This is a genomic window from Streptomyces sp. NRRL S-31 (assembly GCF_000718775.1).
In the GTDB taxonomy this organism is placed as follows: Bacteria; Actinomycetota; Actinomycetes; order Streptomycetales; family Streptomycetaceae; genus Streptomyces.
In genome coordinates, this window is the sequence record NZ_JOCB01000028.1 from 1 (window position 1) to 21,638 (window position 21,638).

General features: G+C 74.4%; 24 protein-coding genes and 1 pseudogene. 17 read left to right on the top strand and 8 right to left on the bottom strand.

What is annotated here, in order from left to right:
- The first annotated feature begins 307 nt into the window (after positions 1 to 307).
- Positions 308 to 1,051 (top strand): B12-binding domain-containing protein, encoded by a 744-nt coding sequence (locus IF37_RS39335; protein WP_253915751.1) that lies wholly within the window; start codon positions 308 to 310, stop codon positions 1,049 to 1,051.
- Here IF37_RS39335 and IF37_RS0113505 read toward each other — a convergent pair.
- Complete coding sequence (locus IF37_RS0113505) at positions 1,026 to 2,396, bottom strand: deoxyribodipyrimidine photo-lyase (RefSeq protein WP_030741280.1); 1,371 nt, start codon at positions 2,394 to 2,396, stop codon at positions 1,026 to 1,028. The genes IF37_RS39335 and IF37_RS0113505 overlap by 26 nt on opposite strands.
- A 68-nt stretch (positions 2,397 to 2,464) precedes the next feature.
- Positions 2,465 to 3,973 (bottom strand): SDR family oxidoreductase, encoded by a 1,509-nt coding sequence (locus IF37_RS0113510; RefSeq protein WP_030741284.1) that lies wholly within the window; start codon positions 3,971 to 3,973, stop codon positions 2,465 to 2,467.
- 142 nt (positions 3,974 to 4,115) lie between these two features.
- Between IF37_RS0113510 and IF37_RS39340 the strand changes: the two genes are divergently transcribed.
- Complete coding sequence (locus tag IF37_RS39340; RefSeq protein WP_037856458.1) at positions 4,116 to 4,340, top strand: hypothetical protein; 225 nt, start codon at positions 4,116 to 4,118, stop codon at positions 4,338 to 4,340.
- Between the two features lie 9 nt (positions 4,341 to 4,349).
- Here the strand turns inward: IF37_RS39340 and IF37_RS39345 are convergent.
- Positions 4,350 to 5,023: pseudogene (locus tag IF37_RS39345) on the bottom strand (hypothetical protein).
- A gap of 143 nt (positions 5,024 to 5,166) precedes the next feature.
- On the opposite strand from IF37_RS39345, the gene IF37_RS46605 reads away from it, so the two are divergent.
- From IF37_RS46605 to IF37_RS0113535, 4 genes are all read left to right on the top strand, one after another.
- On the top strand, positions 5,167 to 5,244 hold the full coding sequence (locus IF37_RS46605) for a putative leader peptide (protein ID WP_353962852.1): 78 nt from the start codon (positions 5,167 to 5,169) through the stop codon (positions 5,242 to 5,244).
- Between the two features lie 240 nt (positions 5,245 to 5,484).
- Positions 5,485 to 5,751 (top strand): hypothetical protein, encoded by a 267-nt coding sequence (locus IF37_RS0113525; protein WP_030741287.1) that lies wholly within the window; start codon positions 5,485 to 5,487, stop codon positions 5,749 to 5,751.
- Positions 5,752 to 5,837: 86 nt separating this feature from the next.
- The gene (gene ssuE / locus IF37_RS0113530; RefSeq protein WP_030741290.1) at positions 5,838 to 6,392 is read left to right on the top strand and encodes an NADPH-dependent FMN reductase; all 555 of its coding nucleotides are present in this window, start codon (positions 5,838 to 5,840) and stop codon (positions 6,390 to 6,392) included.
- A 69-nt stretch (positions 6,393 to 6,461) separates the two neighbouring features.
- Positions 6,462 to 7,601: an LLM class flavin-dependent oxidoreductase gene (locus IF37_RS0113535; RefSeq protein WP_030741293.1), complete on the top strand. Its 1,140-nt coding sequence runs from the start codon at positions 6,462 to 6,464 to the stop codon at positions 7,599 to 7,601.
- Between the two features lie 134 nt (positions 7,602 to 7,735).
- Here IF37_RS0113535 and IF37_RS0113540 read toward each other — a convergent pair whose 3' ends face one another.
- Positions 7,736 to 8,842, bottom strand: a complete 1,107-nt coding sequence (locus IF37_RS0113540) for an acyl-CoA dehydrogenase family protein (RefSeq protein ID WP_030741296.1) — start codon at positions 8,840 to 8,842, stop codon at positions 7,736 to 7,738.
- Between the two features lie 128 nt (positions 8,843 to 8,970).
- Between IF37_RS0113540 and IF37_RS0113545 the strand changes: the two genes are divergently transcribed.
- From IF37_RS0113545 to IF37_RS0113580, 8 genes are all read left to right on the top strand, one after another.
- Positions 8,971 to 9,306, top strand: coding sequence for a YciI family protein (locus IF37_RS0113545; protein WP_030741299.1), 336 nt, complete (start codon positions 8,971 to 8,973; stop codon positions 9,304 to 9,306).
- Positions 9,307 to 9,589: 283 nt separating this feature from the next.
- Positions 9,590 to 10,969: an aldehyde dehydrogenase family protein gene (locus IF37_RS0113550; RefSeq protein WP_079165719.1), complete on the top strand. Its 1,380-nt coding sequence runs from the start codon at positions 9,590 to 9,592 to the stop codon at positions 10,967 to 10,969.
- A gap of 342 nt (positions 10,970 to 11,311) precedes the next feature.
- Entirely contained in the window at positions 11,312 to 11,980 is a 669-nt protein-coding gene (locus IF37_RS0113555) for a chitinase (protein WP_253915752.1), read from the top strand.
- A gap of 42 nt (positions 11,981 to 12,022) precedes the next feature.
- Positions 12,023 to 12,928: an aldo/keto reductase gene (locus tag IF37_RS0113560; protein WP_030741308.1), complete on the top strand. Its 906-nt coding sequence runs from the start codon at positions 12,023 to 12,025 to the stop codon at positions 12,926 to 12,928.
- A 184-nt stretch (positions 12,929 to 13,112) separates the two neighbouring features.
- Positions 13,113 to 13,484, top strand: a complete 372-nt coding sequence (locus tag IF37_RS0113565; protein ID WP_030741310.1) for a BlaI/MecI/CopY family transcriptional regulator — start codon at positions 13,113 to 13,115, stop codon at positions 13,482 to 13,484.
- Complete coding sequence (locus tag IF37_RS0113570) at positions 13,481 to 14,407, top strand: M48 family metalloprotease (RefSeq protein WP_030741312.1); 927 nt, start codon at positions 13,481 to 13,483, stop codon at positions 14,405 to 14,407. Before IF37_RS0113565 ends, IF37_RS0113570 begins: the two co-directional genes overlap by 4 nt.
- A gap of 251 nt (positions 14,408 to 14,658) precedes the next feature.
- Entirely contained in the window at positions 14,659 to 15,054 is a 396-nt protein-coding gene (locus IF37_RS0113575) for a VOC family protein (RefSeq protein WP_030741314.1), read from the top strand.
- 37 nt (positions 15,055 to 15,091) lie between these two features.
- Positions 15,092 to 16,162, top strand: a complete 1,071-nt coding sequence (locus tag IF37_RS0113580) for an adenosine deaminase (RefSeq protein ID WP_030741317.1) — start codon at positions 15,092 to 15,094, stop codon at positions 16,160 to 16,162.
- Here the strand turns inward: IF37_RS0113580 and IF37_RS0113585 are convergent.
- Both IF37_RS0113585 and IF37_RS0113590 read right to left on the bottom strand, forming a co-directional pair.
- On the bottom strand, positions 16,144 to 16,659 hold the full coding sequence (locus tag IF37_RS0113585) for a DUF664 domain-containing protein (protein ID WP_030741319.1): 516 nt from the start codon (positions 16,657 to 16,659) through the stop codon (positions 16,144 to 16,146). The genes IF37_RS0113580 and IF37_RS0113585 overlap by 19 nt on opposite strands.
- A gap of 28 nt (positions 16,660 to 16,687) precedes the next feature.
- Complete coding sequence (locus IF37_RS0113590) at positions 16,688 to 17,584, bottom strand: LysR family transcriptional regulator (RefSeq protein WP_030741322.1); 897 nt, start codon at positions 17,582 to 17,584, stop codon at positions 16,688 to 16,690.
- A 112-nt stretch (positions 17,585 to 17,696) separates the two neighbouring features.
- Here IF37_RS0113590 and mgrA point away from each other — a divergent pair, with 112 nt between their 5' ends.
- A complete protein-coding gene (mgrA, locus tag IF37_RS0113595; RefSeq protein WP_030741324.1) occupies positions 17,697 to 18,689 on the top strand; it encodes an L-glyceraldehyde 3-phosphate reductase in 993 nt (330 codons plus the stop codon).
- A gap of 97 nt (positions 18,690 to 18,786) precedes the next feature.
- Here mgrA and IF37_RS0113600 read toward each other — a convergent pair whose 3' ends face one another.
- A complete protein-coding gene (locus IF37_RS0113600) occupies positions 18,787 to 19,170 on the bottom strand; it encodes a nuclear transport factor 2 family protein (RefSeq protein WP_030741326.1) in 384 nt (127 codons plus the stop codon).
- A gap of 319 nt (positions 19,171 to 19,489) precedes the next feature.
- Here IF37_RS0113600 and IF37_RS0113605 point away from each other — a divergent pair, with 319 nt between their 5' ends.
- Entirely contained in the window at positions 19,490 to 19,900 is a 411-nt protein-coding gene (locus IF37_RS0113605) for a hypothetical protein (protein WP_030741329.1), read from the top strand.
- A 271-nt stretch (positions 19,901 to 20,171) separates the two neighbouring features.
- Positions 20,172 to 20,624: an ATP-binding protein gene (locus tag IF37_RS0113610; protein ID WP_030741332.1), complete on the top strand. Its 453-nt coding sequence runs from the start codon at positions 20,172 to 20,174 to the stop codon at positions 20,622 to 20,624.
- A gap of 114 nt (positions 20,625 to 20,738) precedes the next feature.
- Here the strand turns inward: IF37_RS0113610 and IF37_RS0113615 are convergent, their stop codons facing one another.
- Positions 20,739 to 21,629 carry an RNA polymerase sigma factor SigF gene (locus tag IF37_RS0113615; RefSeq protein WP_030741335.1) on the bottom strand — a complete coding sequence of 297 codons (891 nt, stop codon included), beginning with the start codon at positions 21,627 to 21,629 and terminating at the stop codon, positions 20,739 to 20,741.
- Between the last annotated feature and the right edge of the window lie 9 nt (positions 21,630 to 21,638).

Here is a 21,638-nt window from a genome sequence, read left to right on the forward strand (position 1 = left end):
CCGGGCGGGTGCCCGCGCCGCCGGGGAGCGACAGCGGCCGACCGCCGGGGACGCGCCGGGCGGGGCGGGGACGGCAACGACGAGGGGTGTACGGGCGGCCCCCGGGACGACCGGCGTGCGGGATGCGGCGGAGGTGACCGGAGCGGTCGGTGTCCGGGGTGCGCCGGGGGTTGCCGGTGCCCCGGGTGCGGGGGAGGCGCCGGGGACGGCCGGTGTCCGGGGCGAGGTGGAGGCGCCGGGGACCGCCGGTGTCCGGGGTGCGGCGGAGGTGACGCAGGCGGTCGGCGCCGCCGGCCGTACCGGTACCGTGCCGGGGACCGGGCGGGGCGGGGATCCCGGCCGGGCGGCGGCGCCCGGCGGCGGTGACGTCCGGCAGGACGGCCGGGGGCTGGCCCGGGCCGCCGTCCGGCTCGACGCGGCGGCCGTCGAGGAGCGGCTGGAGACCGCCGTCACCCGCTACGGCGTCGTGACCGCCTGGCAGGAGGTGATGGTGCCGACCCTGCACGCCGTGGGCCGCAGATGGGCCTCGACGGGGGACCGGTACGTCGTCGTCGAACACCTGCTGGCCTGGCACGTCTCGACCACCCTGCGCCGCCACACCCGGCGGCCCGCGACGACGCCCACGGCCGCCGGGGCGGGACCCGTGCTGCTCGCCTGCGTCCCCGGTGAGCAGCACACCCTCCCGCTGGAGGCGCTCAACGCCGCACTGAGCCACCTCGGCGTCCCGACCCGCATGTTCGGCGCCGCGGTGCCGGCGGACGCGCTCCTGACGGCGGTACGGCGGCTGGGCCCGGCCGCCGTGGTGCTGTGGGCGCAGGCCCGCTCCACCGCGAACCTGCCGCTGGCCGAGCACGTCGCCGCCTCCGAGTGGGGCGTCAAGGGCGCCCGTACCCAGCCGCTGACGATGCTCGGCGGCCCCGGCTGGGCCGGCCGGCCCAGCCGGGGCATGCTCCGCCCCACCACCCTGTCCGAGGCCCTCGGCACACTGGCCGCCGGCTATGGGGCCGTACCGCCCGCCGCCCCGCTCAGTCGCGGCCGCGGGCCCGCCTGAACCGGGCCAGCCCGTCGGCGAGGCCGACGACCGGGTCCGGGTACGCGCCGGTCCGCGCCCGGTCCGCCTCCGTGAGCTTCCACGGCTCGTGCACCGCCCCGCCCGGGACGTCCGCCAGCTCGGGCACCCAGCGCCGGACGTACACGCCGTCGGGATCGTGCCGCCTGGCCTGGGTGACCGGGTTCAGGACCCGGTTCGGCCGGGTGTCCGTGCCGGTGCCCGCGACCCACTGCCAGTTCAGCTGGTTGTTGGCCAGGTCCCCGTCGACCAGCAGCTCCAGGAAGTGCCGGGCCCCCACGCGCCAGTCGACGTACAGCGTCTTCGCCAGGAAGCTCGCGGTGAGCAGCCGGGCCCGGTTGTGCATCCACCCCTCGTGGCGCAGCTGGCGCATCCCCGCGTCGACCACCGGATAGCCGGTACGTCCCTCCCGCCACGCCTCGATGTCGTCCCGGGCCGTCCGCTCGGACCGCCAGCGGTCGTGCCGGGTGCGGTAGTCGGCACCGGCCGCGCCGGGCCGGGCCGCGAGCACCTGGCGGTGGAAGTCCCGCCAGGCGATCTGCCGTACGAACGCCTCCGCCCCCGGACCACCCGCCCGGCGCGCACGCCGGACCAGTTCGACGGGGGACAGCGTGCCGAAGTGCAGGTGCGGGGAGAGCCGGGAGGTCGCGTCCCCGGCCAGGTCGTCGTGCCGGTCCGCGTAGCCGGCCGCACCGGAGCGCAGCCAGGCGGCGAGCCGCTTCCGGCCGGCCGTCTCGCCGCCTTCGGCCAGCCCCGGCGAGACGCCCGCCGGCGCGGCCCGGGACGGCAGTTCCTCCGATCCGACGCCGGGCGGCACGCCGATCGCGCGCGGCGCGCGGAGCACGTCCCGCGGCGGCTGCCCCGACCACTGCCGGAAGTACGGCGTGAACACCGCGAAGTGGTCCGAGGAGGCGGGGGTCACCGTGCCGGGCGCCACCGCGGTGGTCACGTTCTCGTGGACGTGCAGCCGCCGCCCGCCGGCCTCCAGGGCGCGCCGCAGCCGCCGCTCCCGCAGCCGGGCGTAGCCGCTCGCGTCGGCCGCCATGTGCACCTCGTCGGCATCCGCCTCCGCGGCCACCGCGCACACCTCCTCGACGACGTCGCCGGAGCGCACCACCAGCCGCCCGCCCCGCGCGCGCAGCCCGGCGTCCAGGTCCCGCAGGCAGTCGGCGAGGAACGCCAGCCGGTTGGGCGCCGCGAAGCCGTCCGTCCCGCGGTCGCGCACGAAGAGCGGGACGACCTGGCGGCCGCCGTCCAGCGCCGCCCGCAGCGGCGGGTGGTCGTGCAGACGCAGATCGGCGGTGAACAGGACGACCGAGACGTACATGGCGCGGCTCCGGGACGAGGACGGGGACACCGGACAGTTCCGGTCCGGCGGGCCCGGCGGATGCGGGGTCAGCGGGCGGAGGCCGAGCCCCGCCGGGCCGCCGCCCTGGCGATGTTGCGGGCCATCCCGCCGAAGACCACGGCGTGGAAGGGGGAGACCCCCCACCAGTAGGCGTGGCCCAGCAGCCCGTGCGGGTGGAACAGGGCCCGCTGGCGGTACCGGCTGCGGCCGGGCCCGTCCGGTTCCGCGCACATCTCCAGCCAGGCCAGCCCGGGCAGCCGCATCTCCGCCCGCAGCCGCAGCAGGTGGCCGCGCTCGATCTCCTCCACCCGCCAGAAGTCCAGCGAGTCGCCCGCCCGCAGCCGCTCGGCGTCCCGCCGGCCCCGGCGCAGGCCGACCCCGCCGATGAGCCGGTCCAGCCAGCCGCGCAGGCTCCAGGCGAGCGGGAAGGAGTACCAGCCGTGCTCCCCGCCGACGCCCTCGATCACCCGCCACAGCTCGTGCGCCGGGGCGTCCACCGACGTCTCGCGGTGGTCGGTGTAGAGGCTGCCGCCGGCCCAGTCGGGGTCGGTGGGCAGCGGGTCGCTGGGCGCGCCGGGCACCGCGGCGGACGACCAGCGGGTGATCACCCGCGCCTCGCGCACCCGGCGCAGGGCCAGCCGTACCGCCTGGTCGAAGCCGAGCGGATGCCCCGGCGGATCGGGCACGTACCGGGTGATGTCGTGCTCGTGGCAGACCACCTCGTGGCGCAGCGACTCGGTCAGCGGCCGTGCGATGGAGGCCGGGACAGGCGTGACCAGCCCCACCCAGTGGCTGGACAGGCCGGGGGTGAGGACCGGCACGGGCAGGATGAGCCGGCGGGGGAGCCCCGCGATCCGCGCGTACCGGATCATCATGTCCCGGTACGTCAGGACGTCCGGGCCGCCGATGTCGAAGGTCCGGTTCACGTCGTCCGGCAGGCCCGCGGCACCGACCAGCAGCCGCAGCACGTCCCGTACGGCGATGGGCTGGATGCGGGTGTGCACCCAGCTGGGCGTGACCATCACCGGCAGGCGCTCGGTGAGGTAGCGCAGCATCTCGAAGGAGGCCGAACCCGAGCCGATGATCACGGCGGCGCGCAGCACGGCGGTCGGCACCCCCGAGGCCAGCAGGATGCGGCCGACCTCGGCCCGGGACCTCAGGTGCGGGGAGAGCCGCTCGTCGGGCACCCCGGCGGGGACCAGACCGCCGAGGTACACGATGCGCCGGACGCCCGCCGCCTTCGCCGCCTCCCCGAAGACGCGGGCGGCGCGGCGGTCGGTCTCCTCGAAGTCCTCGCCGCTGCCGAGCGCGTGCACCAGGTAGTACGCCACGTCGACGTCCCGCATCGCCTCCGCGACCGAGCCGGCGTCCGTGACGTCGCCCCGGACCACCTCCGCGTCCCGCGCCCAGGGGTGGTCACGCAGCTTGGCGGGGGTGCGGGCCAGGCAGCGCACCCGGTGCCCGGCGGCCAGCAGCTCGGGCACCAGCCGGCCGCCGATGTAGCCCGTGGCACCGGTCACCAGGCAGCGCAGCCCGTCCGTCGCGTCGTCGTTCATCGCCCGCAGGCCCTTCGTGTCGATGGCCCCCCAGACACGACTTCCCACCCGGAGGAGCCCGTGGATGCGTCCCTCACCGGAACGGCGGCACCCCGGGACTCGGTGACATGTCCTCGCCGATGCGGGGCAAGCGGATCAGTACATGACGTACATTCCGACCGGGTCGGTGTCGCAGGAGGTGGCCGCCGTCATGAGTGCGAAGGTGTTGGAGCGTTTTCCCGCAGGGTCCCCGCGTGGATCGTGGCCGGCGGAGGAGTACGCGGCGGCCCGGCGGGCCGAGGGGGAGCCGGCCACCGTGGTGATGGACCTGAAGTCGGACGCGTTCCTCGTGGTGGTCGAGGGGCCGGAGGACGCCCACCGCGCCTGAAACCGGCGGTCACGCCGGCTCCCGCGCCCGGCGCGCGAACACGGCGCGCAGGTCCCGCACCGCCCGCGGCGCCGGGTCCGCGCGCCGGCGCTGGAGCGTCGGCACCACCCGGGCGGTGTCGTCGGCGAGCGGCCGGATGGTGATCGCACCGGACCGCCCGGCGGGTCCCCGGACACGGAAGTCCGGCCGCCGGCGCGGTGGTTCGGTGCCCTCCATGTCCGCCGGCGTGTCGTCGCCCGCCAGGTGGGGGACGGGGCCGAGGTCGAAACCGCCCTCCGTCAGCCCGCGCCGGATGTCCGGCTGCCGCGCGCCCACCGCCTCCACCCGGATGACCGGACGCGTCGCCCGGGACTCCCGCACCACGGCGATCCGCGGCGGCACGATCGCCGCGTCCACCGTGCCGACCCGCGCCGTACGGCTGATGCGGTGCCGCTCGCCGGCCGCCGTCCGCGGTCGGCCCACCCCTCCAGGAGACCGGCGATGTCCGGCAGCGGCTCCCGCTCCGCGGCGCTCATCGACGCGCCCGAGCGCCTGCGCACCAGTAGGTCCACGCCCGGTTCCCGCTCCGGAGCGCGGACGGTCTCGCTCAACGCGGGCCGGGACGGCCGTACTTCGTGGGCCGCCCGGCGCGGCGAACCGAGCCGGGTCATGGCCGCTGTGCATTCCGGTTGTTCGGTCCGCACCGCCGCGGAATGCGCCGCAAACGCCGTGACGTTCAAGGGTTTTCCTGTCACGCCTCGGTGAATTCCAATGGTCCGGGATACGAGACCGGTCGGGTTTTCCTTGACGGCCGTCACCGGCTGCTGCCACGATCGACGGCATGACTATGCGACTGGACCTCACGCGGCGACGCCATGTCGACCTCGCGCGCGTCTCCAGCGCCTCCTGTTGCCCCGCGGCCTGAAACCGCCGCGTTGCGTCCCCTTTCCGGGCTTCCCCGGCGCGCCTGATTGCCCCTGTTTTCCCGTCCGGGATTCCGCGTGCCCGAAAGCCGTCGTGCATTTCGCGCAGCAGGAGTTCCGCATGCCCGCAGCACCCGTGAAATGCGCCTACCGGGTTCCCGGCGGCCCGGAACCCGGCGCCCGGCGGACGGCGGACGGCGGCCGGCCGACCGGGTCTTGGGCGGGGACTCGTCCCACGGCGAGTGCTTCACCTCGAGTGCTTCACCTACGGCGGGTACCTCTCCCACGGTGGGGACTTCGACGGGGCCGCCGATCCGATCGCGGGTGCCCGCGCCGTCACGGAGGCCGACGCCGAGGCGGTCGAGTGCTTCGGCCGGCACGTGCCGTCCCTCGTCCGTGAGCCGGAGGGCACCCGTCGGCCGGAGGGCACCCGTCAGCGAGAGGGCGCCCGTCGGCCGGAGGGCGTCCGCCCGGACCCCGCGCCGGAAGCCGTTCCCGCCCACGCCTGACCACCGGGCCGCCGCCCGCTCCCGACCGTCCTCCCCGGGCACCCGTCCCGCACGTGTGCCCGGCGCACCTCAGAAACGAGACATCCATGGCCACCGTCCTGTCCGTCTCCGGCAGCCCCTCCGCCTCCTCGCGCACCGGCCGTCTGCTGCGCCACCTGGACCAGCGGCTCACCGCCCAGGGCCACCAGGTGGTCCCGCTCGACGTCCGCACCATCCCGGCCGAGGCCCTGCTCGGCGCGGACTTCCGGCACCCCGCCATCGTCGAGGCCACCGAGCTGTTCGCCCGCGCGGACGGCGTCCTGATCGGCACTCCCATCTACAAGGCGTCGTACTCCGGTGTCCTCAAGGCGCTGCTGGACCTGCTGCCGCAGTACGCCCTCACCGGCAAGACCGTGCTGCCGCTCGCCACCGGCGGCTCCACCGCCCATGTCCTCGCCATCGACTACGCCCTGCGCCCGGTGCTGAACTCCATGGGCGCCGCGCACATAGTCCAGGGCTGGTTCACCCTCGACAAGGACATCACCGTGCGGGAGGACGGCTCCGTCACCGTCGCATCCGCCACCGCGGAGGCGCTGGGACACGTGGTGGACCAGTTCGCCGCCGCCCTGGACCGCACGCCGCTGCTGGCGGCGGCGAGCTGACGGTCCCGGCCTCCTGAACCCGCCCCGGCACGGCCTGCTCTAACGGACACACACGAATCGGAGACCCCCGTGTCCCTCACCTTCCACTGGTTCCTGCCCACCAATGGTGACAGCCGCCATGTCGTCGGCGGCGGTCATGGCAGCCCGGCTACCGCCTCCGGTCGCGACCGGCCTCCGACGGTCGCGTATCTGAGCCAGATCGCCCGGGCCGCCGAGGACCTGGGTTTCGTCGGCGCGCTCACCCCGACCGGTGCCTGGTGCGAGGACGCGTGGCTGACCACCGCCATGGTCAGCCAGCACACCGAACGGCTGAAGTTCCTGGTCGCGTTCCGGCCCGGCTTCGTCTCGCCCACGCTCGCCGCGCAGATGGCGTCCACCTTCCAGCGGCAGACCGGCGGCCGGCTGCTGCTGAACGTCGTCACCGGCGGCGAGAGCCACGAGCAGCGCGCCTACGGCGACTTCCTCGACAAGGACGCCCGGTACCGGCGCACCGGTGAGTTCCTGCACATCGTGCGGGAGTTGTGGGAGGGCAAGGGCGTCGACCTGCACGGGGAGCACCTGCGGGTCGAGGAGGCGAAGCTCGGCAGGGTGCCCGAGCCGGTGCCCGAGGTGTACTTCGGCGGCTCCTCGCCGGTCGCGGGCGGGGTCGCGGCCCGGTACGCCGATGTGTACCTCACCTGGGGCGAGCCGCCCGCCCAGGTCGCGGAGAAGATCGCCTGGGTCAGCGATCTGGCCGCCGGGCACGGCCGTATCCCCCGCTTCGGGATCCGGCTGCACGTCATCACCCGGGACACCGCGGCGCTGGCCTGGGCGGAGGCGGACCGGCTGCTCGACGGCTTCGACCCGGAGACCGTACGGGCCGTGCAGGAGGGCCTCGGCCGCAGCGAGTCGGAGGGCCAGCGGCGGATGCTCGCGCTGCACGGCGGCTCCCGGGACCGGCTGGAGATCCACCCCAATCTGTGGGCCGGCATCGGGCTGGTGCGCGGCGGCGCCGGGACGGCGCTGGTCGGCAGCCACGAGGAGGTCGCCGACCGGATCGCGGAGTACCACGCCCTCGGCATCGACGAGTTCGTGCTCTCCGGCTATCCACACCTGGAGGAGGCCTACTGGTTCGGTGAGAACGTCCTGCCCCGGCTCGCCGCGCGGGGACTGTGGACCCACCCGGGCGCGACGGCCGCTTCCGCGGCCCCGGTGCCGTTCGCGGGCTGAACGCACGCGCGGACCGGTCGCCGGGGGCGCGTGCCGGTGCGACGACCCGGGTGTCGGTCGTCCGTTCCGGGGCGGCCGTTCCAGGGCGGGACAACCGGGCGCGGGCCGGGGCCGGGCGCGGGCCCGTCCGCCGCTCAGCCGTGACGCCTCTCCGCGCCGGCCGGCCCGCAGCCCAGTGCCCGCAGCTGCGCGCCGCGCGACTCGGCCGTCTGGCCCTGTACCAGCAGGAACAGCCCCTCCCGGGCGAGGCGCTGCGCGCGGCTCGTCACGGCCATCGCACGCCCGCCCCCGGCCACGACCGCCGCCGTGGTGGCCGTACGCAGCAGCTCGTACGCCTCGGCGCGCACCGCCAGCCGCTCCGCCACCCACGCGCTCGGCAGTACCGGCCGTTCCCCGCTCCCGCCCCCGGTGTCCGGCGTCGGCCGGTCCGCCAGGTCGTAGGCCGTGCGGCGGACGTCCGCCAGGCGGGAGCGGAGCGGGGCGGCGGTGGTGTCGTCCAGCAACGAGAGGGCGGCCTCCGCCACGCCGAAGACCGCCGGACCGGTGTGCAGCGTCCTGACCCGGTCGCCGGCCGCCCACCGCTCGTACGGCGTGCGCAGCGCCACCGCCTCCGCCGGCAGCCACAGCCCGTCCAGCTCCAGCGACACCGTGCGCGCGGCGGTGAGGGCCGCCAGCCGCATCGGTGCCGAGGCCCGCAGCCCCGGCTGCTCGCGGGCCTCGGCGAAGGCGAACAGGGCCTCACCGGAGTCGGTGACCCCGGCCAGCAGCAGCACGTCGTTCAGACCCCAGCCGGTGTACCAGGGGACGGTCCCGTCGAACCGCCAGCCGTCACCCTCCGGGCGGACCCGCACCGGGCGGCGCGGATACGACCGCAGGTGCGCGTACGCCACCCCGGACAGCAGCTCACCACGGGACAGCGGGCCCAGCAGCCGTTCCCGCACCGGGCCGTCGGCGCGCGCCAGGGTCTGTACCGGCGTGTGGTGCTGGGTCTGCACGAACCAGGTCGCGCAGCACGCCCCGGCCAGGATCTCCGCGGTCTCCCGCAGCACGGCGGGCGGCGCCTGTGCCCCGCCGTGGTCCGCCGGCGCGGCCGCCCCGAGCAGTCCCGACCGCTTCACCGCCTCGATGTGGCTCGCGGGCACCCAGTCCTGGTCGACCCGTTCGGCCTCCGGGAGGAGCAGGTCGGTGGCGAGCCGGCGGGCGCGGACGACGAGCGGATGCGGATGCGGGGTGAGCGTCATGGGGGAGATTCTTCCGGAGACCTTCTCCGCGCTCGCGGCGCGCGGCGCCGGTCCGCGGCGGTCACCTTCGTGAGGAGGTGACGAGGTGACCAAGAGCCCGCCCCGGGTGCGACGCCTTGGAGGACGTCATGACGCACTACCTGCTGAGCGTGGTCCAGCCGGCCGGCGCGACGCCGCCCGCCGCGATCATGCGCGGTGTCGAGGCGTTCGACGGCGAGCTGCGCGCCGCGGGCGCCTTCGTCTTCGCGGGCGGTCTGCACGGCCCGGAGACCGCCACCGTGTTCCGCCCCCGAGGCGGTGACGTCCTCGTCAACGACGGCCCCTACGCGCAGGGCGAGGAGTACCTCGGCGGGCTGTGCCTCATCCGGGCCGCCGACCGGGACGAGGCCCTGGCGTGGGGACGCAAGGCGGCGCTGGCGACCACCCTGCCCATCGAGGTCCGGCCCTTCGTGGACCAGCACTGACACCGGCACGGCGGCGACGGCTGGGCCCGGCCCCGGTGACCGGGCGGTGCGGTATCTCCGGACGGCTGACGGCTGACGGCTGACGGCTGACGGCTGACGGCTGACGGCTGACGGCTGACGGCTGACGGCTGACGGCTGACGGCTGAGAGCGGACAGCGGACAGCGGTGAACGCGGTGAGTGGCGGCGGACGGGGGCGGCGGTGGCGGGTCGTCGTCGGCGGACGTGACGATCCTCACCCGGGGGCGGTGCCGGGATGAACTTCAGAACATGAAAGGTTGGCGTATGCATCCGTCCGTCCGAGTGCGGGCCGCTCCGGCCCGCGCACCCCAGCGAGGCACCGTGAACCACTCTCTGCCCGAGCGGCCCGCCGACGTCGTGGCCCGGCTGCGCGCCACCTTCCGCACCGGCCGTACGAAGTCCGTCGACTGGCGCACCGACCAGCTGCGCCGGCTGCGCGCCCTGCTCACGGAACGCGGCGCCGACCTCGCCGCCGCCCTCCACGCCGACCTGGGCAAGAGCGTGGCCGAGGCGCGACGCACCGAGATCGACTTCACCGTCCGCGAGATCGACCACACCCTGGAGCACCTGGCGGACTGGCTGCGCCCCGAGCCCGCGCCCGTCCCGGCGCACCTGGGTGCCGACGCCACCGCCTGGACGCAGTACGACCCGCTGGGCGTCGTCCTGGTGATCGCCCCCTGGAACTACCCGGCGCAGCTGCTGCTCGCCCCCGTGGTCGGCGCGCTGGCCTCCGGCAACGCGGTCGTCGCCAAGCCGAGCGAGCTGGCCCCGGCCACCTCGGCGGCGCTGGCCCGGCTCCTGCCGGCCTACCTGGACACCGACGCGGTCGCCGTCGTGGAGGGCGGCGTGCCGGAGACCACGGCCCTGCTGGCCGAGCGCTTCGACCACATCTTCTACACCGGCAACGGCACCGTCGGCCGCATCGTGATGCGGGCCGCCGCCGAGCACCTCACCCCGGTCACCCTCGAACTGGGCGGCAAGTCACCGGTGTTCGTGGACCGCGGCACCGATCTGGACGCGGTCGCGGACCGGCTCGCGCGCGGCAAGTTCCTCAACGCCGGCCAGACCTGCGTCGCCCCCGACTACGTCCTGACCGACCCGGAGACCGCACCGGCCCTGGAGGCCGCGCTGGTCCGGGCGGTCGAGAACCTGTTCGGCGCCGACCCGGCGCGCTCCCCGGAGTACGGCCGGATCGTCAACGAACGGCACTTCGACCGGCTCTCCGGCCTGCTCGGCTCCGGCCGGGTCGCCGTCGGCGGCGTCGGCGACCGCGCGACGAAGTACCTCGCGCCGACCGTCCTCGCGGACGTCGACCCCGCGTCGCCGGTCATGCGGGAGGAGATCTTCGGGCCGATCCTGCCCCTCGTCACCGTGTCCGGCCTGGACGAGGCGATCGGCTTCATCAACGACCGCGACAAGCCGCTCGCCCTGTACGTGTTCAGCGAATCGGACCGGACCCGTGAGCGCCTCGCCGCCGAGACCTCCTCGGGCGGCCTCGGCCACGGTCTGCCCCTCGCCCATCTCACCGTCTCCGACCTGCCGTTCGGCGGGGTGGGGGAGAGCGGAATGGGCAGTTACCACGGCCGCTACTCCCTCGAGACGTTCAGCCACCGCAAGGCCGTCCTGGTGAAGCCGCTCGGCTGAGTCCCGGGGGAGTCCCGCGGGCGGACCGGTCTCCGGAGCCGGCCTTCGGGCAGGCCCCGGGGTCCGGCCGTACCCGCGCGGCCGGGCCCGACTTCGGCGCGGCGCCCGGCTCCGGTGTGGTGCCCGACTGCCGTGCGGCGTCGGTGAGTTCGCCGCCGCGGCGGATGAGCGATTGACTGGTCTAAACCCTTGACTGGTACATACCAAAGCGATTGAGTGTGGCCAACCCCCCACCACGGCCGCCTCCGCCACCGGCGGACGCGGCCGTGCTCCGCAGAGGAGTTGATCGTGTTGAGGCACCGCATCGCCGCACGCTTCGCCGCATTCCTGGCCTCGCTCGCGATAGGTGGCTCCGCCCTGGTGCTCCAGACGGCACCCACGGCGTCCGCCGCCGGTTTCGTGGTGAGCGAGTCGCAGTTCAACCAGATGTTCCCGAGCCGGAATTCGTTCTACACCTACAGCGGTCTGACCGCCGCCCTCGGCGCCTACCCCGCCTTCGCGAACAGCGGCAGCGACACCGTGCGGAAGCAGGAGGCCGCCGCCTTCCTCGCCAACGTCAGCCACGAGACGGGCGGCCTGGTGTACGTCGTCGAGCAGAACACCGCCAACTACCCGCATTACTGCGACTGGAGCCAGTCGTACGGCTGTCCGGCGGGCCAGGCGGCGTACTACGGGCGCGGTCCCATCCAGCTGTCCTGGAACTTCAACTACAAGGCCGCCGGCGACGCGCTCGGCATCGACCTGCTGCACAACCCCAACCTGGTCCAGAACAACGCGTCCGTCGCCTGGAAGACGGGCCTGTGGTACTGGAACACCCAGTCCGGCCCCGGCACGATGACCCCGCACAACGCCATGGTGAACGGCGCCGGCTTCGGCCAGACCATCCGCAGCATCAACGGCTCCCTGGAGTGCGACGGCAAGAACCCCGCGCAGGTGCAGAGCCGGGTCTCCGCCTACCAGCGCTTCACCCAGATCCTCGGGGTCGCACCGGGGGCCAACCTGTACTGCTGACACCGCCGACGGCGGCCGGGTGCCGTGTGCGAGACTCCGCCGATGACCAAGGAAACGATCACCGCGGACGCCGCCGGCACCTGGGACCTCGGTGACCTGTCCGTCCGCCGCATCGGCCTCGGCGCGATGCGGCTGACGGGCAGCGCCGCCTTCCACCACGGCACCCCGAGCCCACGGGAGAGGTCGCTCACCGTGCTGCGCCGGGCCGTCGCACTCGGTGTCGACCACATCGACACGGCGGCCTTCTACTTCTCGTCGCTCCGTTCCGCCAACGAACTCATCAACACCGCGCTCGCTCCGTACCCCGAGGACCTGGTCATCGCCACCAAGGTCGGCCCCTACCGCGACCCCGACGGCGGGTGGGCCACCGCCGCCCGGCCCGACCAGCTGCGCGGGCACGTCGAGGAGAACCTGCGCCAGCTCGGGCGGGACCACCTCGACCTGGTCTACCTGCGCCGCATGCGCCAGGACTCCCTCGCCGAACACTTCGGCGCGCTCGCCGAGCTGCGCGAGGCGGGACTGGTCCGGCACCTCGGGATCTCCGCGGTCGAACCCCGGCACCTCGCCGAGGCGCTGGAGATCGCGCCGGTGGCCGCCGTCCAGAACCGGTACGCCGTGGACCGCCCCGACCCCGCCGGTGACGAGCTGCTGCGGCTGTGCGGCGCGCACGGCATCGCCTTCGTCCCCTTCTACGCCGTCGCCGGAGAGAGCGGCGAGTACGGCGCGACCGCCGCCCACGACGAGGCGGTGCTCTCCGTCGCCCGGGCCCACGGGGCGAGCCCCGCGCAGGTCCGCATCGCCTGGACGCTGCACCAGGGCCCGCACGTCCTCGCCATTCCCGGCACCGGCGACCCTGTCCACCTGGCCGAGAACGTCGCCGCCGGGGCGCTGCGGCTCACGGAGGAGGAACGGACGCTGCTCGACACGGCCCGCGGCCGGGCGGGCTGACCGCGGCACGGTCCACGCGCCGCGCCCCCCGGCCCCGGACGCGGGACAGTCACGTCGTACGGTGCGGGTACGCGGCCGGGCGCCGCACCGGCACGACTACGATGGTGTAGACGGCCGCCCGGGCCGCGGCGGACGAAGACGACCGAGACGACCAAGACGACGAAGACGGGGTGAGGAACGTCCCATGACCGACGAACGCCGCCCGGCCGGCGAACTCGAAGCCGGCGTCCTGGCCGCGCTCTGGGCCGCCGGCACACCACAGACCCCCGGCCAGGTCCAGCTGAGCCTCGGAACCGGCCTCGCGCGCACGACGGTGACGACGATCCTCACCCGCCTCCACGACAAGGGAGTGGTCGAACGGCAGCGCCAGGGCCGGGGCTACGCCTACGCCCCCGTGCGGGACGCGCAGGACGCCCACGGTCTCACCGCCCGCCGGATGCACAGCGAACTGGACCGGGACAGCGACCGCGAGACGGTCCTCGCCCGGTTCGTGGCCCAGCTCAGTCCGGACGACGAACGCGTCCTGCGGGACCTGCTCGCATCCGACGACCGATGACCGCGCTGCTCCTGCTCCCCCTGCTGCTGCCGTGCGTCCTGCCGCCCCTGGCCCGGCGTGCCCTGGACCGGCTGCCCCCCGTCGCCGCGCTGTGGTCGGTCACCGGCTGCGCGGTGCTCCTCGCCGGCTGCTCGACCGTGACGCTCGGCGTCTTCGCGCTGCTCGGGCTGCTGAAGCTGCCGCTCTTCGCCGCGCTCGGCGAACTCGTCCACCCGCTGCGCACCGCCTCCGACGCCGTCGTCGTCCCGGCCGCCCTCGCCTCCGCCGGAGCGCTCGCCCGGGGCGGCTGGACCCTCGTCCGCTCGGTCCTGGACCAGGCCCGCGCCTTCCGGGCGGCCCGCGCCGAGGCCGGTCGCGCTCCCGCCGCCGGTGACCTGCGGGTGGTGGACTCGCCCCGCCCCGACGCCTACGCCCTGCCCGGCCGCCCGCACCGGGTCGTCGTCACCACGGCGATGCTGCGCAGCCTGGACGGACCCGAGCGGGAGGCGCTGCTCGCCCATGAGCGGGCGCACAACGCGGGTGGCCACCACTACGCCCTCGCCGCCGCCGAACTCGCGGCGCACTGCCACCCCGCGCTGCGCCGGGTGCGCGCCACCATCCGGCTCGCGGCCGAGCGCGCCGCCGACGAGGCCGCCGCCGCCTCGGTCGGCGACCGGCGGCTGACCGCCCGGGCCATCGCCCGCGCGGCCCTGGCCGGGCAGGCCGCCCGGTCCGTGCGGCCGGGCTTCGCCCCCGGCGCGGCCACGGGCCCCGTCCCGCAGCGCGTCCAGGCCCTGCTGGCCGCCCCGCGGGCCGCCCGGGCCCATCGGGTGATCGCCCTGCTCCTCGCGGCCTGCGCGGCCCTCTCGTGCACGGCCTCGCTCACCGCGGCGGCCGACGTCCACCACCGCGTGGAGGTCGCGCAGGGCGACGAGACCCCCTGAGGGGTCGTCTCACGACGGCACCACGACACCGCCGACGGGGCCCGCCCCGGAGGCCCGCCCCGCCTCCCTCCCTTCGGGGCGGACCGGCGCCCGCCTCACAGCCCCGGGCCGGCACACCTCCCGCCGCGCCTCCCGCCATGCCCTCCCGGACACGAAGGCGGGCCCCGGGTGACGCGCGTAGAAGGGAGACTGGCGTCCCGTTAGTTTTACGTATAACCTCACCGGCTAACCACCCCCACCGGAAGGTCGCCATGCGCTACGTCGCCCTGGTCACCCTCGTCGTGCACGACTACGACGAGGCGATCCGCTTCTACACCGAGGCTCTCGGGTTCCGTCTCGTCGAGGACGCCCCGCGCCCCGACGGCTCGCGCTGGGTCGTCGTCGAGCCCGGTGGGGACGGCCACGGCACCGGCCTGCTCCTGGCCCGCGCCAAGGACGAGGAGCAGCGCGCCCGGGCCGGCGACCAGACCGGCGGGCGCGTCGGCTTCTTCCTGCACACCGACGACTTCGCCCGCGACCACGCCCGGATGACCGCCGCCGGCGTGACCTTCCTGGAGGAGCCGCGCCACGAGCCGTACGGCACCGTCGCCGTCTTCCAGGACCTCTACGGCAACCGCTGGGACCTGCTCCAGCCCGCCGGCCGCTGAAACCCACCGCACCATCCGCCGAGGAAACGACACGCCCATGACCGCGTCCAGCATCGACATCGACACCCTCCGCCGGCTCCCCAAGGCCGTCCTGCACGACCACCTCGACGGCGGCCTGCGCCCCGCCACCGTCGTGGAACTCGCCGCCGAGGTCGGCCACACCCTGCCGACCACCGACCCCGACGAGCTGGCCGCCTGGTACTACGAGGCCGCGAACTCCGGCGACCTGGTCCGCTACATCGCCACCTTCGAGCACACCCTCGCCGTGATGCAGACCCGTGCGGGCCTGCTGCGCGCCGCCGAGGAGTACGTCCTCGACCTGGCCGCCGACGGCGTCGTCTACGCCGAGGTCCGCTACGCCCCCGAGCTGAACACCAGCGGCGGCCTGGCGATGCGCGAGGTCGTGGAGACGGTCCAGGAAGGCCTCGCCGCCGGCATGGCCAAGGCGGCGGCGGCCGGCACCCCGGTCCGGGTCGGCACCCTGCTGTGCGGCATGCGCATGTTCGACCGGGTGCGCGAGGCCGCCGACCTGGCCGTCGCCTACCGCGACGCCGGTGTCGTCGGCTTCGACATCGCCGGCGCCGAGGACGGCTTCCCGCCCGCCGACCACCTCGCCGCCTTCGAGCACCTGCGCCGCGAGAGCGTGCCCTTCACCATCCACGCGGGCGAGGCGTACGGCCTGCCCAGCATCCACCAGGCGATCCAGGTCTGCGGCGCCCAGCGCATCGGCCACGGGGTGCGCATCACCGAGGACATCGTGGACGGCAAGCTCGGCCGCCTCGCCTCCTGGGTGCGCGACCGCCGCGTCGCCCTGGAGATGTGCCCGACCTCCAACCTCCAGACCGGAGCGGCCACCTCGATCGCCGAACACCCGATCACCGCGCTGAAGGACCTGGGCTTCCGGGTCACCCTCAACACGGACAACCGTCTGGTCTCCGGTACGACGATGACCCGGGAGATGTCCCTGCTGGTGGAGCAGGCGGGCTGGACGGTCGAGGACCTGCGCACGGTCACGGTGAACGCCCTCAAGAGCGCCTTCATCCCGTTCGACGAGCGCAACGCCCTCATCGAGGACGTCGTCCTGCCGGGCTACGCGGCCGCGCTCTGAACCAGCCCCCTGAGGTAGGCGGCCTGTCCGACGTGCTGGAGATCGTCGGACAGGACGCTCACCAGGCGCACCCCCAGCGTCACCGGGGGGTCCCAGCGCTCGTCCACGACGCGCTCCAGGTCCTTGGCGGCGAGGGTGCGCAGCGCGCCCAGGGTCCGCTCGTGGACGGCGTCGTAGTACCCGGTCAGCTGGTCGGCCGACTCGACGCGCACCTTGGCGACCTTGGCGGGGCTGTGCCCGTAGCCGGTGTCGTGCCGGGGCAGATCCAGGCCGAAGCGCTTCTGCCAGCCCTGGGCGAGCCACACCTGGTCGAGGCCGAAGGCGTCGGCGACGTGGTCGTCCTGCACCCGGGTGAGGTGCCAGACCAGCCAGGCGATGGAATTGGCGCCGGGGGACGGGCGGTGGTGCAGTTCGTCCGGGCCCAGACCGTCCAGGGCGGCGTGGACCTCTTCCCGGACGCGGCTGTGGCCGTCGATGAGGATGTCCTTCGCATGCATACCGTCCACCATCGCAAACCGCCGCCGCTCACGCGCCCGGAACCCGGCTCCCGGTCTCCAGGAGCGCGACGAGCGCCCGGGCGGCCGGGCTCGTGGCCCGCTCCGGCGGCAGCAGGGCCGCCGTCTCGTACGCCGCCTCGCCCGCGCCCTTCAGCGGCAGCGCCGTGAGCGAGGGCCGCTTGTGCCGGAAGTGCCGGGGCACGACCGCGATGCCCAGGTTCTCGTCGACCAGTTCCAGCAGACTGTGGACGTCGTTGACCTCCAGCGCGACCGTGCGCCGGACCCCGGCCGCGGTGAACGCGGCGTCGGTGGTGCGGCGCGGACCCCAGTCGGGGTGGAAGTCGACGAACACCTCACCGGCCAGGTCGGCCGGGCCGAGCACCGCCGGGGCCGAGGCGAGAGGGTGGCTGGGATGGCACAGCACGGTCATCGGCTCGCTGGTCAGCGCCACCGAGCGGAGCTGGTCGGTGTCGGCCTGGGTGCGGTAGGCGAACGCCAGGTCGAGCCGTCCGGCCGACACCTCCTCCGCCAGCGCGCCCGAGCCGGCCTGCCGCAGCCGGATCTCCACGTCCGGGTGCCGGCCCCGGAAGGCCGCCAGCAGCCGGGCCACGTGCACCCCGGCGATGCACTGCTCGGTACCGAGGGCGAGCGTGCCGCGCAGCACGCCCTGCACCGCCGCCACGGCCTCGTGCGCCGCCCGTACCTGCGCCAGGATCCGCTCGGCCTCCGCCAGCAGCGCCCGCCCCGCCTCCGTCAGGGTCACCCGCCGGGTGGTCCGCACGAACAGCGGCGCCCGCAACTCCCGCTCCAGTGCCCGGATCGACGCCGACAGCCCCGACTGGGACACCAGCAGGCGCTCGGCGGCCCGGGTGAAATGCTGGTCCTCGGCGACCGCGACGAAGTGCTGGAGATGGCGCAGTTCCATGATTGAGAAGCCTATCCGCTGAATTCCATCGGATTCTCCTGTTGGACCGCTGTCCGCCGCCCGGGGAAGAGTGGAACCGGAAGATCCCGTGTCCACCCCGGATGGAGTCGCGTTGTACACCGCACACCCCGACCGCTATGCCGACATGCCCTACCGGCGCACCGGACGCAGCGGCCTGAAGCTCCCTGCCCTGTCGCTCGGCCTGTGGCACAACTTCGGTCCGGACCGGCCCGTCGAGACGCAGCGGGCCATCCTCCGCCGCGCCTTCGACCTCGGTGTGACCCACTTCGACCTGGCCAACAACTACGGCCCGCCGCCCGGCGCCGCCGAGTCCGCGTTCGGCGAGGCACTGAAGGCGGACTTCGCCCGGTACCGCGACGAACTGGTCATCTCCACCAAGGCCGGGTACCTGATGTGGCCCGGCCCGTACGGCGAGTGGGGCTCGCGCAAGTACCTGCTGTCCTCCCTCGACCAGAGCCTGACGCGGATGGGCCTGGACCACGTCGACATCTTCTACTCGCACCGTTTCGACCCGGACACTCCGCTGGAGGAGACGATGGGCGCCCTGCACACGGCGGTGCAGCAGGGCAAGGCGCTCTACGTCGGCGTCTCCAACTACTCCGCCGAGCAGACCCGCGAGGCCGCCCGCATCCTCGCCGGCCTCGGCACGCCGCTCCTCATCCACCAGCCGCGCTACTCGATGCTCGACCGGCGCCCCGAGGACGAGGGCCTGCTCGACGCCCTGGACGAGCTCCAGACCGGTTCCATCGCCTACTCCCCGCTGGAGCAGGGACTGCTCACCGGCCGGTACCTCGACGGCATCCCCGAGGACTCGCGGGCCGCGAGCGACAGCCCGTTCCTGAACTCGGACGCGCTCACCGAGGACCTCGTCGCCCGGCTGCGCGCCCTGGACGAGATCGCCAAGTCCCGCGGGCAGACCCTGGCCCAGCTGGCGCTGGCCTGGGTGCTGCGCGGCGGCCGGGTGACGTCCGCGCTGGTCGGCGCGAGCAGCGCGCGCCAGATCGAGGACAGCGTGGCGGCCGTCCGTAACCTGGACTTCGACGCCGACGAACTGGCGCGGATCGACGCGATCGTCAAGGGCTGAGCCGGGCCCCCGCCCGCCGGGGGCAGACCGTCCTCCGACGGACGGACGTGACGGAGGGCCGGACCCGCCCGCCGCCCAGCCGGGCGGCGGGCGGTCCTCACGCCTGCGCGGGCACCCGGTCGAGGAACCCGAGCACGGAGCGGATGCGGCCGTCCGCGTCCAACGTGATCACGTCGGAGCCGGCGACCGGGGCGGATCCGTCGGCCTCGCTCACCAGTTCCCAGGAGAAGCGTGCCGTGTCGTGGTGGCCGTCCACCGAGCCGAGGGGCCGGAAGACGAAACCGGGGAACTGCTCGTGCGCGGCGGCGATCAGGGCCGCGATCCCCTCGTGCCCGCTGACGTCGGCGAGGGGGTCGGTGTAGCCGCCCTCCTCCGACCAGGCGGCGGCCACCGCCTGCGCCAGCCGCTCCGGTCCGGTCGCGTTCCAGGCGGCGAAGTAACGGGCGGCGGCGGTCTCGTAACGATCGGTGTGCGCGGTCATGGCGGTCGGCCTCCATCGGGGGTCGTCACTGGTCAGGGGCCGGATCCGTGCTGCGGTGATCCGGTACGGCCACCCTGCCCGTCGCGGAGCGGGCCGTCGATTACCCCCGGGGTCATGGCGACACCACCGGATTCCGGCCAGAACCTGCGCGGAACATGCCAAGAGACTGGCCGGAAAGTCATGGTGACAGTGGTTCAGCAGTGAACATACTCGACTGTGCGGACTTCACTTCCAGCGAGGTTCCGATCACGCCCCGCACATGAGCCGCACGGAAGGCGAGGCCGGCCGGCCGGCGAACGACGCGACGGGGGAGTGCGTCATGCACGACGAGTTCCTGTGCCATGTCACCGCGTACGGCACCTGCGGCGGACAGCGCATCGGAGTGCCTCTCGGCACCTACCGGGCGCCCACCCTGGCGCTGGCCCTGTGGTGGCTGCGCGACCGGGCGAGCTGGATCGCCGAGCGCCTCGACCCGCAGCCCGAGGCCGTCCACTTCCCGTCGAGCTCGCTCGTCCCGGTCGCGCCCACCGTGCCCGACGTGCCGGCCGTGCTGCGCGCCTGGTGCGGCGACCCGGACCGGCAGGAACTGGTCGCCGACGAGCTGGCCGCCGGCAGGCTGGTGCGGATCGCGACCGGTGACGACACCACCGAGTACGAACTGCTCGCGGAGTCCGTGGACGCCCTGCGCATGCAGCGGACCATACCGGCGCTCGTCATACCCGTCGCCTGACCGCCGAGGCCGGCCGCCCCCGGGACGGGACGGGGGCGCGGGCCCCGGACGGAGGCGTCCGTCGGACGGGAGCGCGGGACGGGAGCGCCGGACGGGGGCGACGCCCTCCCCGGCCGCCGCCCGCGACGGCGCACCGGCGCGGGCCGGGTACCGTGACCCTGGCCACTGTGCGCGGTCGGCGAACGGATCGGGGGACTGGCGGGCCGGGCCCGGGGTACGAGGACTGGTGCAAGAGCGACCGGCCGGACCGCGCTTTTCCGAGAGAGACAGCATGATCGAGCACCTGGGCGGGGCAGTGATACCGACTGGTTTCGACGTACCCGTGGAGCCGCTGCGACGCGCGGCGCATTACACCGGCGAACCCGGATGCATCGCCGAGGCGCGTGCCTTCGCGGCCCGGTTCCTCCAGCAGCTGCGGACCGAGTGGTGCGCCGCCGTCGACGGTCGCGCCGACGGCGAACTCCTGCTGATGGTGAGCGAACTCGTCACCAACGCCGACCGGCACAGCAGCGGCCCCTACATCCTGGAGCTGGAGGGCACCACCACCGCCGTCGCGGTGTCCGTGTACGACAGCAGCACGGCACTGCCCCGCCGTTTCCCGAAGGACCCGCAGCGCGTCGGACGCCACGGACTGGAGATCGTGCACGCGCTGGCCGCGGAGGTCACGGTCGAACGCGTCCCCGTGGGCAAACGGGTACGGGCCGTGTTCCGGCTGAACCGCTGATCCGCCGTCTAGTCGACTATCGAGCACCGGCTCCGCCATCGAGGGCCGCTGATGGCCGCCGGGGCTTTCTCCCGTCCAGGGCGCCTCGGCGGCGAGCCGGTGCGGTGTCCGCCGTCAGGCGCAGCCCAGTTCGCCGAGCATCCCCTGGCGCAACCGGGTGATGATCCGCTTGATCAGCCGGGAGACGTGCATCTGGGAGCACCCCAGCCGCTCCCCGATCTCCGCCTGGGTGGCCTCCTCCACGAAGCGCAGGTGGATGATCTGCCGGTCCCGGTCGCTCAGCTCGGCCATCAGCGGGGCGAGCGCGTGGAGGTCCTCGACGAGCCGCAGCCCCTCCTCCTCCACACCGAGGAAGTCGGCGAGCACCGACTCGCCGTCCTCCGGGCCGTCACCGGTCAGCGCGGCGTCCAGGGAGGCGGAGTTGTAGCCGTTGGAGGCGAGCTGCGCCTCGACCACCTCGCCCTCGGAGATGTTCATCAGTGTGGCCAGTTCGGCCACCGTCGGGTCCCGGTCCAGCCTGCTGGACAGTTCCTCGCGCGCCTTGGCCAGCTCGACCCGCAGTTCCTGGAGGCGGCGCGGCACGTGCACGGCCCAGGTGGTGTCCCGGAAGAACCGCTTGATCTCACCCACGATGTACGGCAGGGCGAACGACGTGAACTCCACCTCGCGGGAGAGCTCGAACCGGTCGATGGCCTTGATCAGTCCGATCATGCCGGTCTGGACGACGTCCTCCATGTCGTCGCCGCGGCCCCGGAACCGTCCGGCCGCGAACCGCACCAGCGACATGTTCATCTCGATGAGGGTGTTGCGCGCGTACTGGTACTCGTGCGTGCCCTCCTCCAGCTCGGCCAGCCGGCGGAAGAACTGACGCGACAGGGCCCGTGCGTCCCGCGGGGCCACGGACGCCGGGTCCGCGATACCCGGCAGAGACCCCGCGCCCGTCCTGCCCTGCTCGGTCTGCTCGACGACCTCTGCTTGCGACCGGATCCCGGCGGCGGTTCTCATTACCTCTCC

Coding starts and splice junctions, on each gene's coding strand:
- IF37_RS0113505 (WP_030741280.1), bottom strand. CDS start 2,396: ATGTACGTCTCGGTCGTCCTGTTCACCGCCGATCTGCGTCTGCACGAC.
- IF37_RS0113510 (WP_030741284.1), bottom strand. CDS start 3,973: ATGAACGACGACGCGACGGACGGGCTGCGCTGCCTGGTGACCGGTGCC.
- IF37_RS39340 (WP_037856458.1), top strand. CDS start 4,116: ATGACGTACATTCCGACCGGGTCGGTGTCGCAGGAGGTGGCCGCCGTC.
- IF37_RS46605 (WP_353962852.1), top strand. CDS start 5,167: ATGCGACTGGACCTCACGCGGCGACGCCATGTCGACCTCGCGCGCGTC.
- ssuE (WP_030741290.1), top strand. CDS start 5,838: ATGGCCACCGTCCTGTCCGTCTCCGGCAGCCCCTCCGCCTCCTCGCGC.
- IF37_RS0113540 (WP_030741296.1), bottom strand. CDS start 8,842: ATGACGCTCACCCCGCATCCGCATCCGCTCGTCGTCCGCGCCCGCCGG.
- IF37_RS0113545 (WP_030741299.1), top strand. CDS start 8,971: ATGACGCACTACCTGCTGAGCGTGGTCCAGCCGGCCGGCGCGACGCCG.
- IF37_RS0113550 (WP_079165719.1), top strand. CDS start 9,590: ATGCATCCGTCCGTCCGAGTGCGGGCCGCTCCGGCCCGCGCACCCCAG.
- IF37_RS0113560 (WP_030741308.1), top strand. CDS start 12,023: ATGACCAAGGAAACGATCACCGCGGACGCCGCCGGCACCTGGGACCTC.
- IF37_RS0113565 (WP_030741310.1), top strand. CDS start 13,113: ATGACCGACGAACGCCGCCCGGCCGGCGAACTCGAAGCCGGCGTCCTG.
- IF37_RS0113570 (WP_030741312.1), top strand. CDS start 13,481: ATGACCGCGCTGCTCCTGCTCCCCCTGCTGCTGCCGTGCGTCCTGCCG.
- IF37_RS0113575 (WP_030741314.1), top strand. CDS start 14,659: ATGCGCTACGTCGCCCTGGTCACCCTCGTCGTGCACGACTACGACGAG.
- IF37_RS0113580 (WP_030741317.1), top strand. CDS start 15,092: ATGACCGCGTCCAGCATCGACATCGACACCCTCCGCCGGCTCCCCAAG.
- IF37_RS0113585 (WP_030741319.1), bottom strand. CDS start 16,659: ATGCATGCGAAGGACATCCTCATCGACGGCCACAGCCGCGTCCGGGAA.
- IF37_RS0113590 (WP_030741322.1), bottom strand. CDS start 17,584: ATGGAACTGCGCCATCTCCAGCACTTCGTCGCGGTCGCCGAGGACCAG.
- IF37_RS0113600 (WP_030741326.1), bottom strand. CDS start 19,170: ATGACCGCGCACACCGATCGTTACGAGACCGCCGCCGCCCGTTACTTC.
- IF37_RS0113605 (WP_030741329.1), top strand. CDS start 19,490: ATGCACGACGAGTTCCTGTGCCATGTCACCGCGTACGGCACCTGCGGC.
- IF37_RS0113610 (WP_030741332.1), top strand. CDS start 20,172: ATGATCGAGCACCTGGGCGGGGCAGTGATACCGACTGGTTTCGACGTA.
- IF37_RS0113615 (WP_030741335.1), bottom strand. CDS start 21,629: ATGAGAACCGCCGCCGGGATCCGGTCGCAAGCAGAGGTCGTCGAGCAG.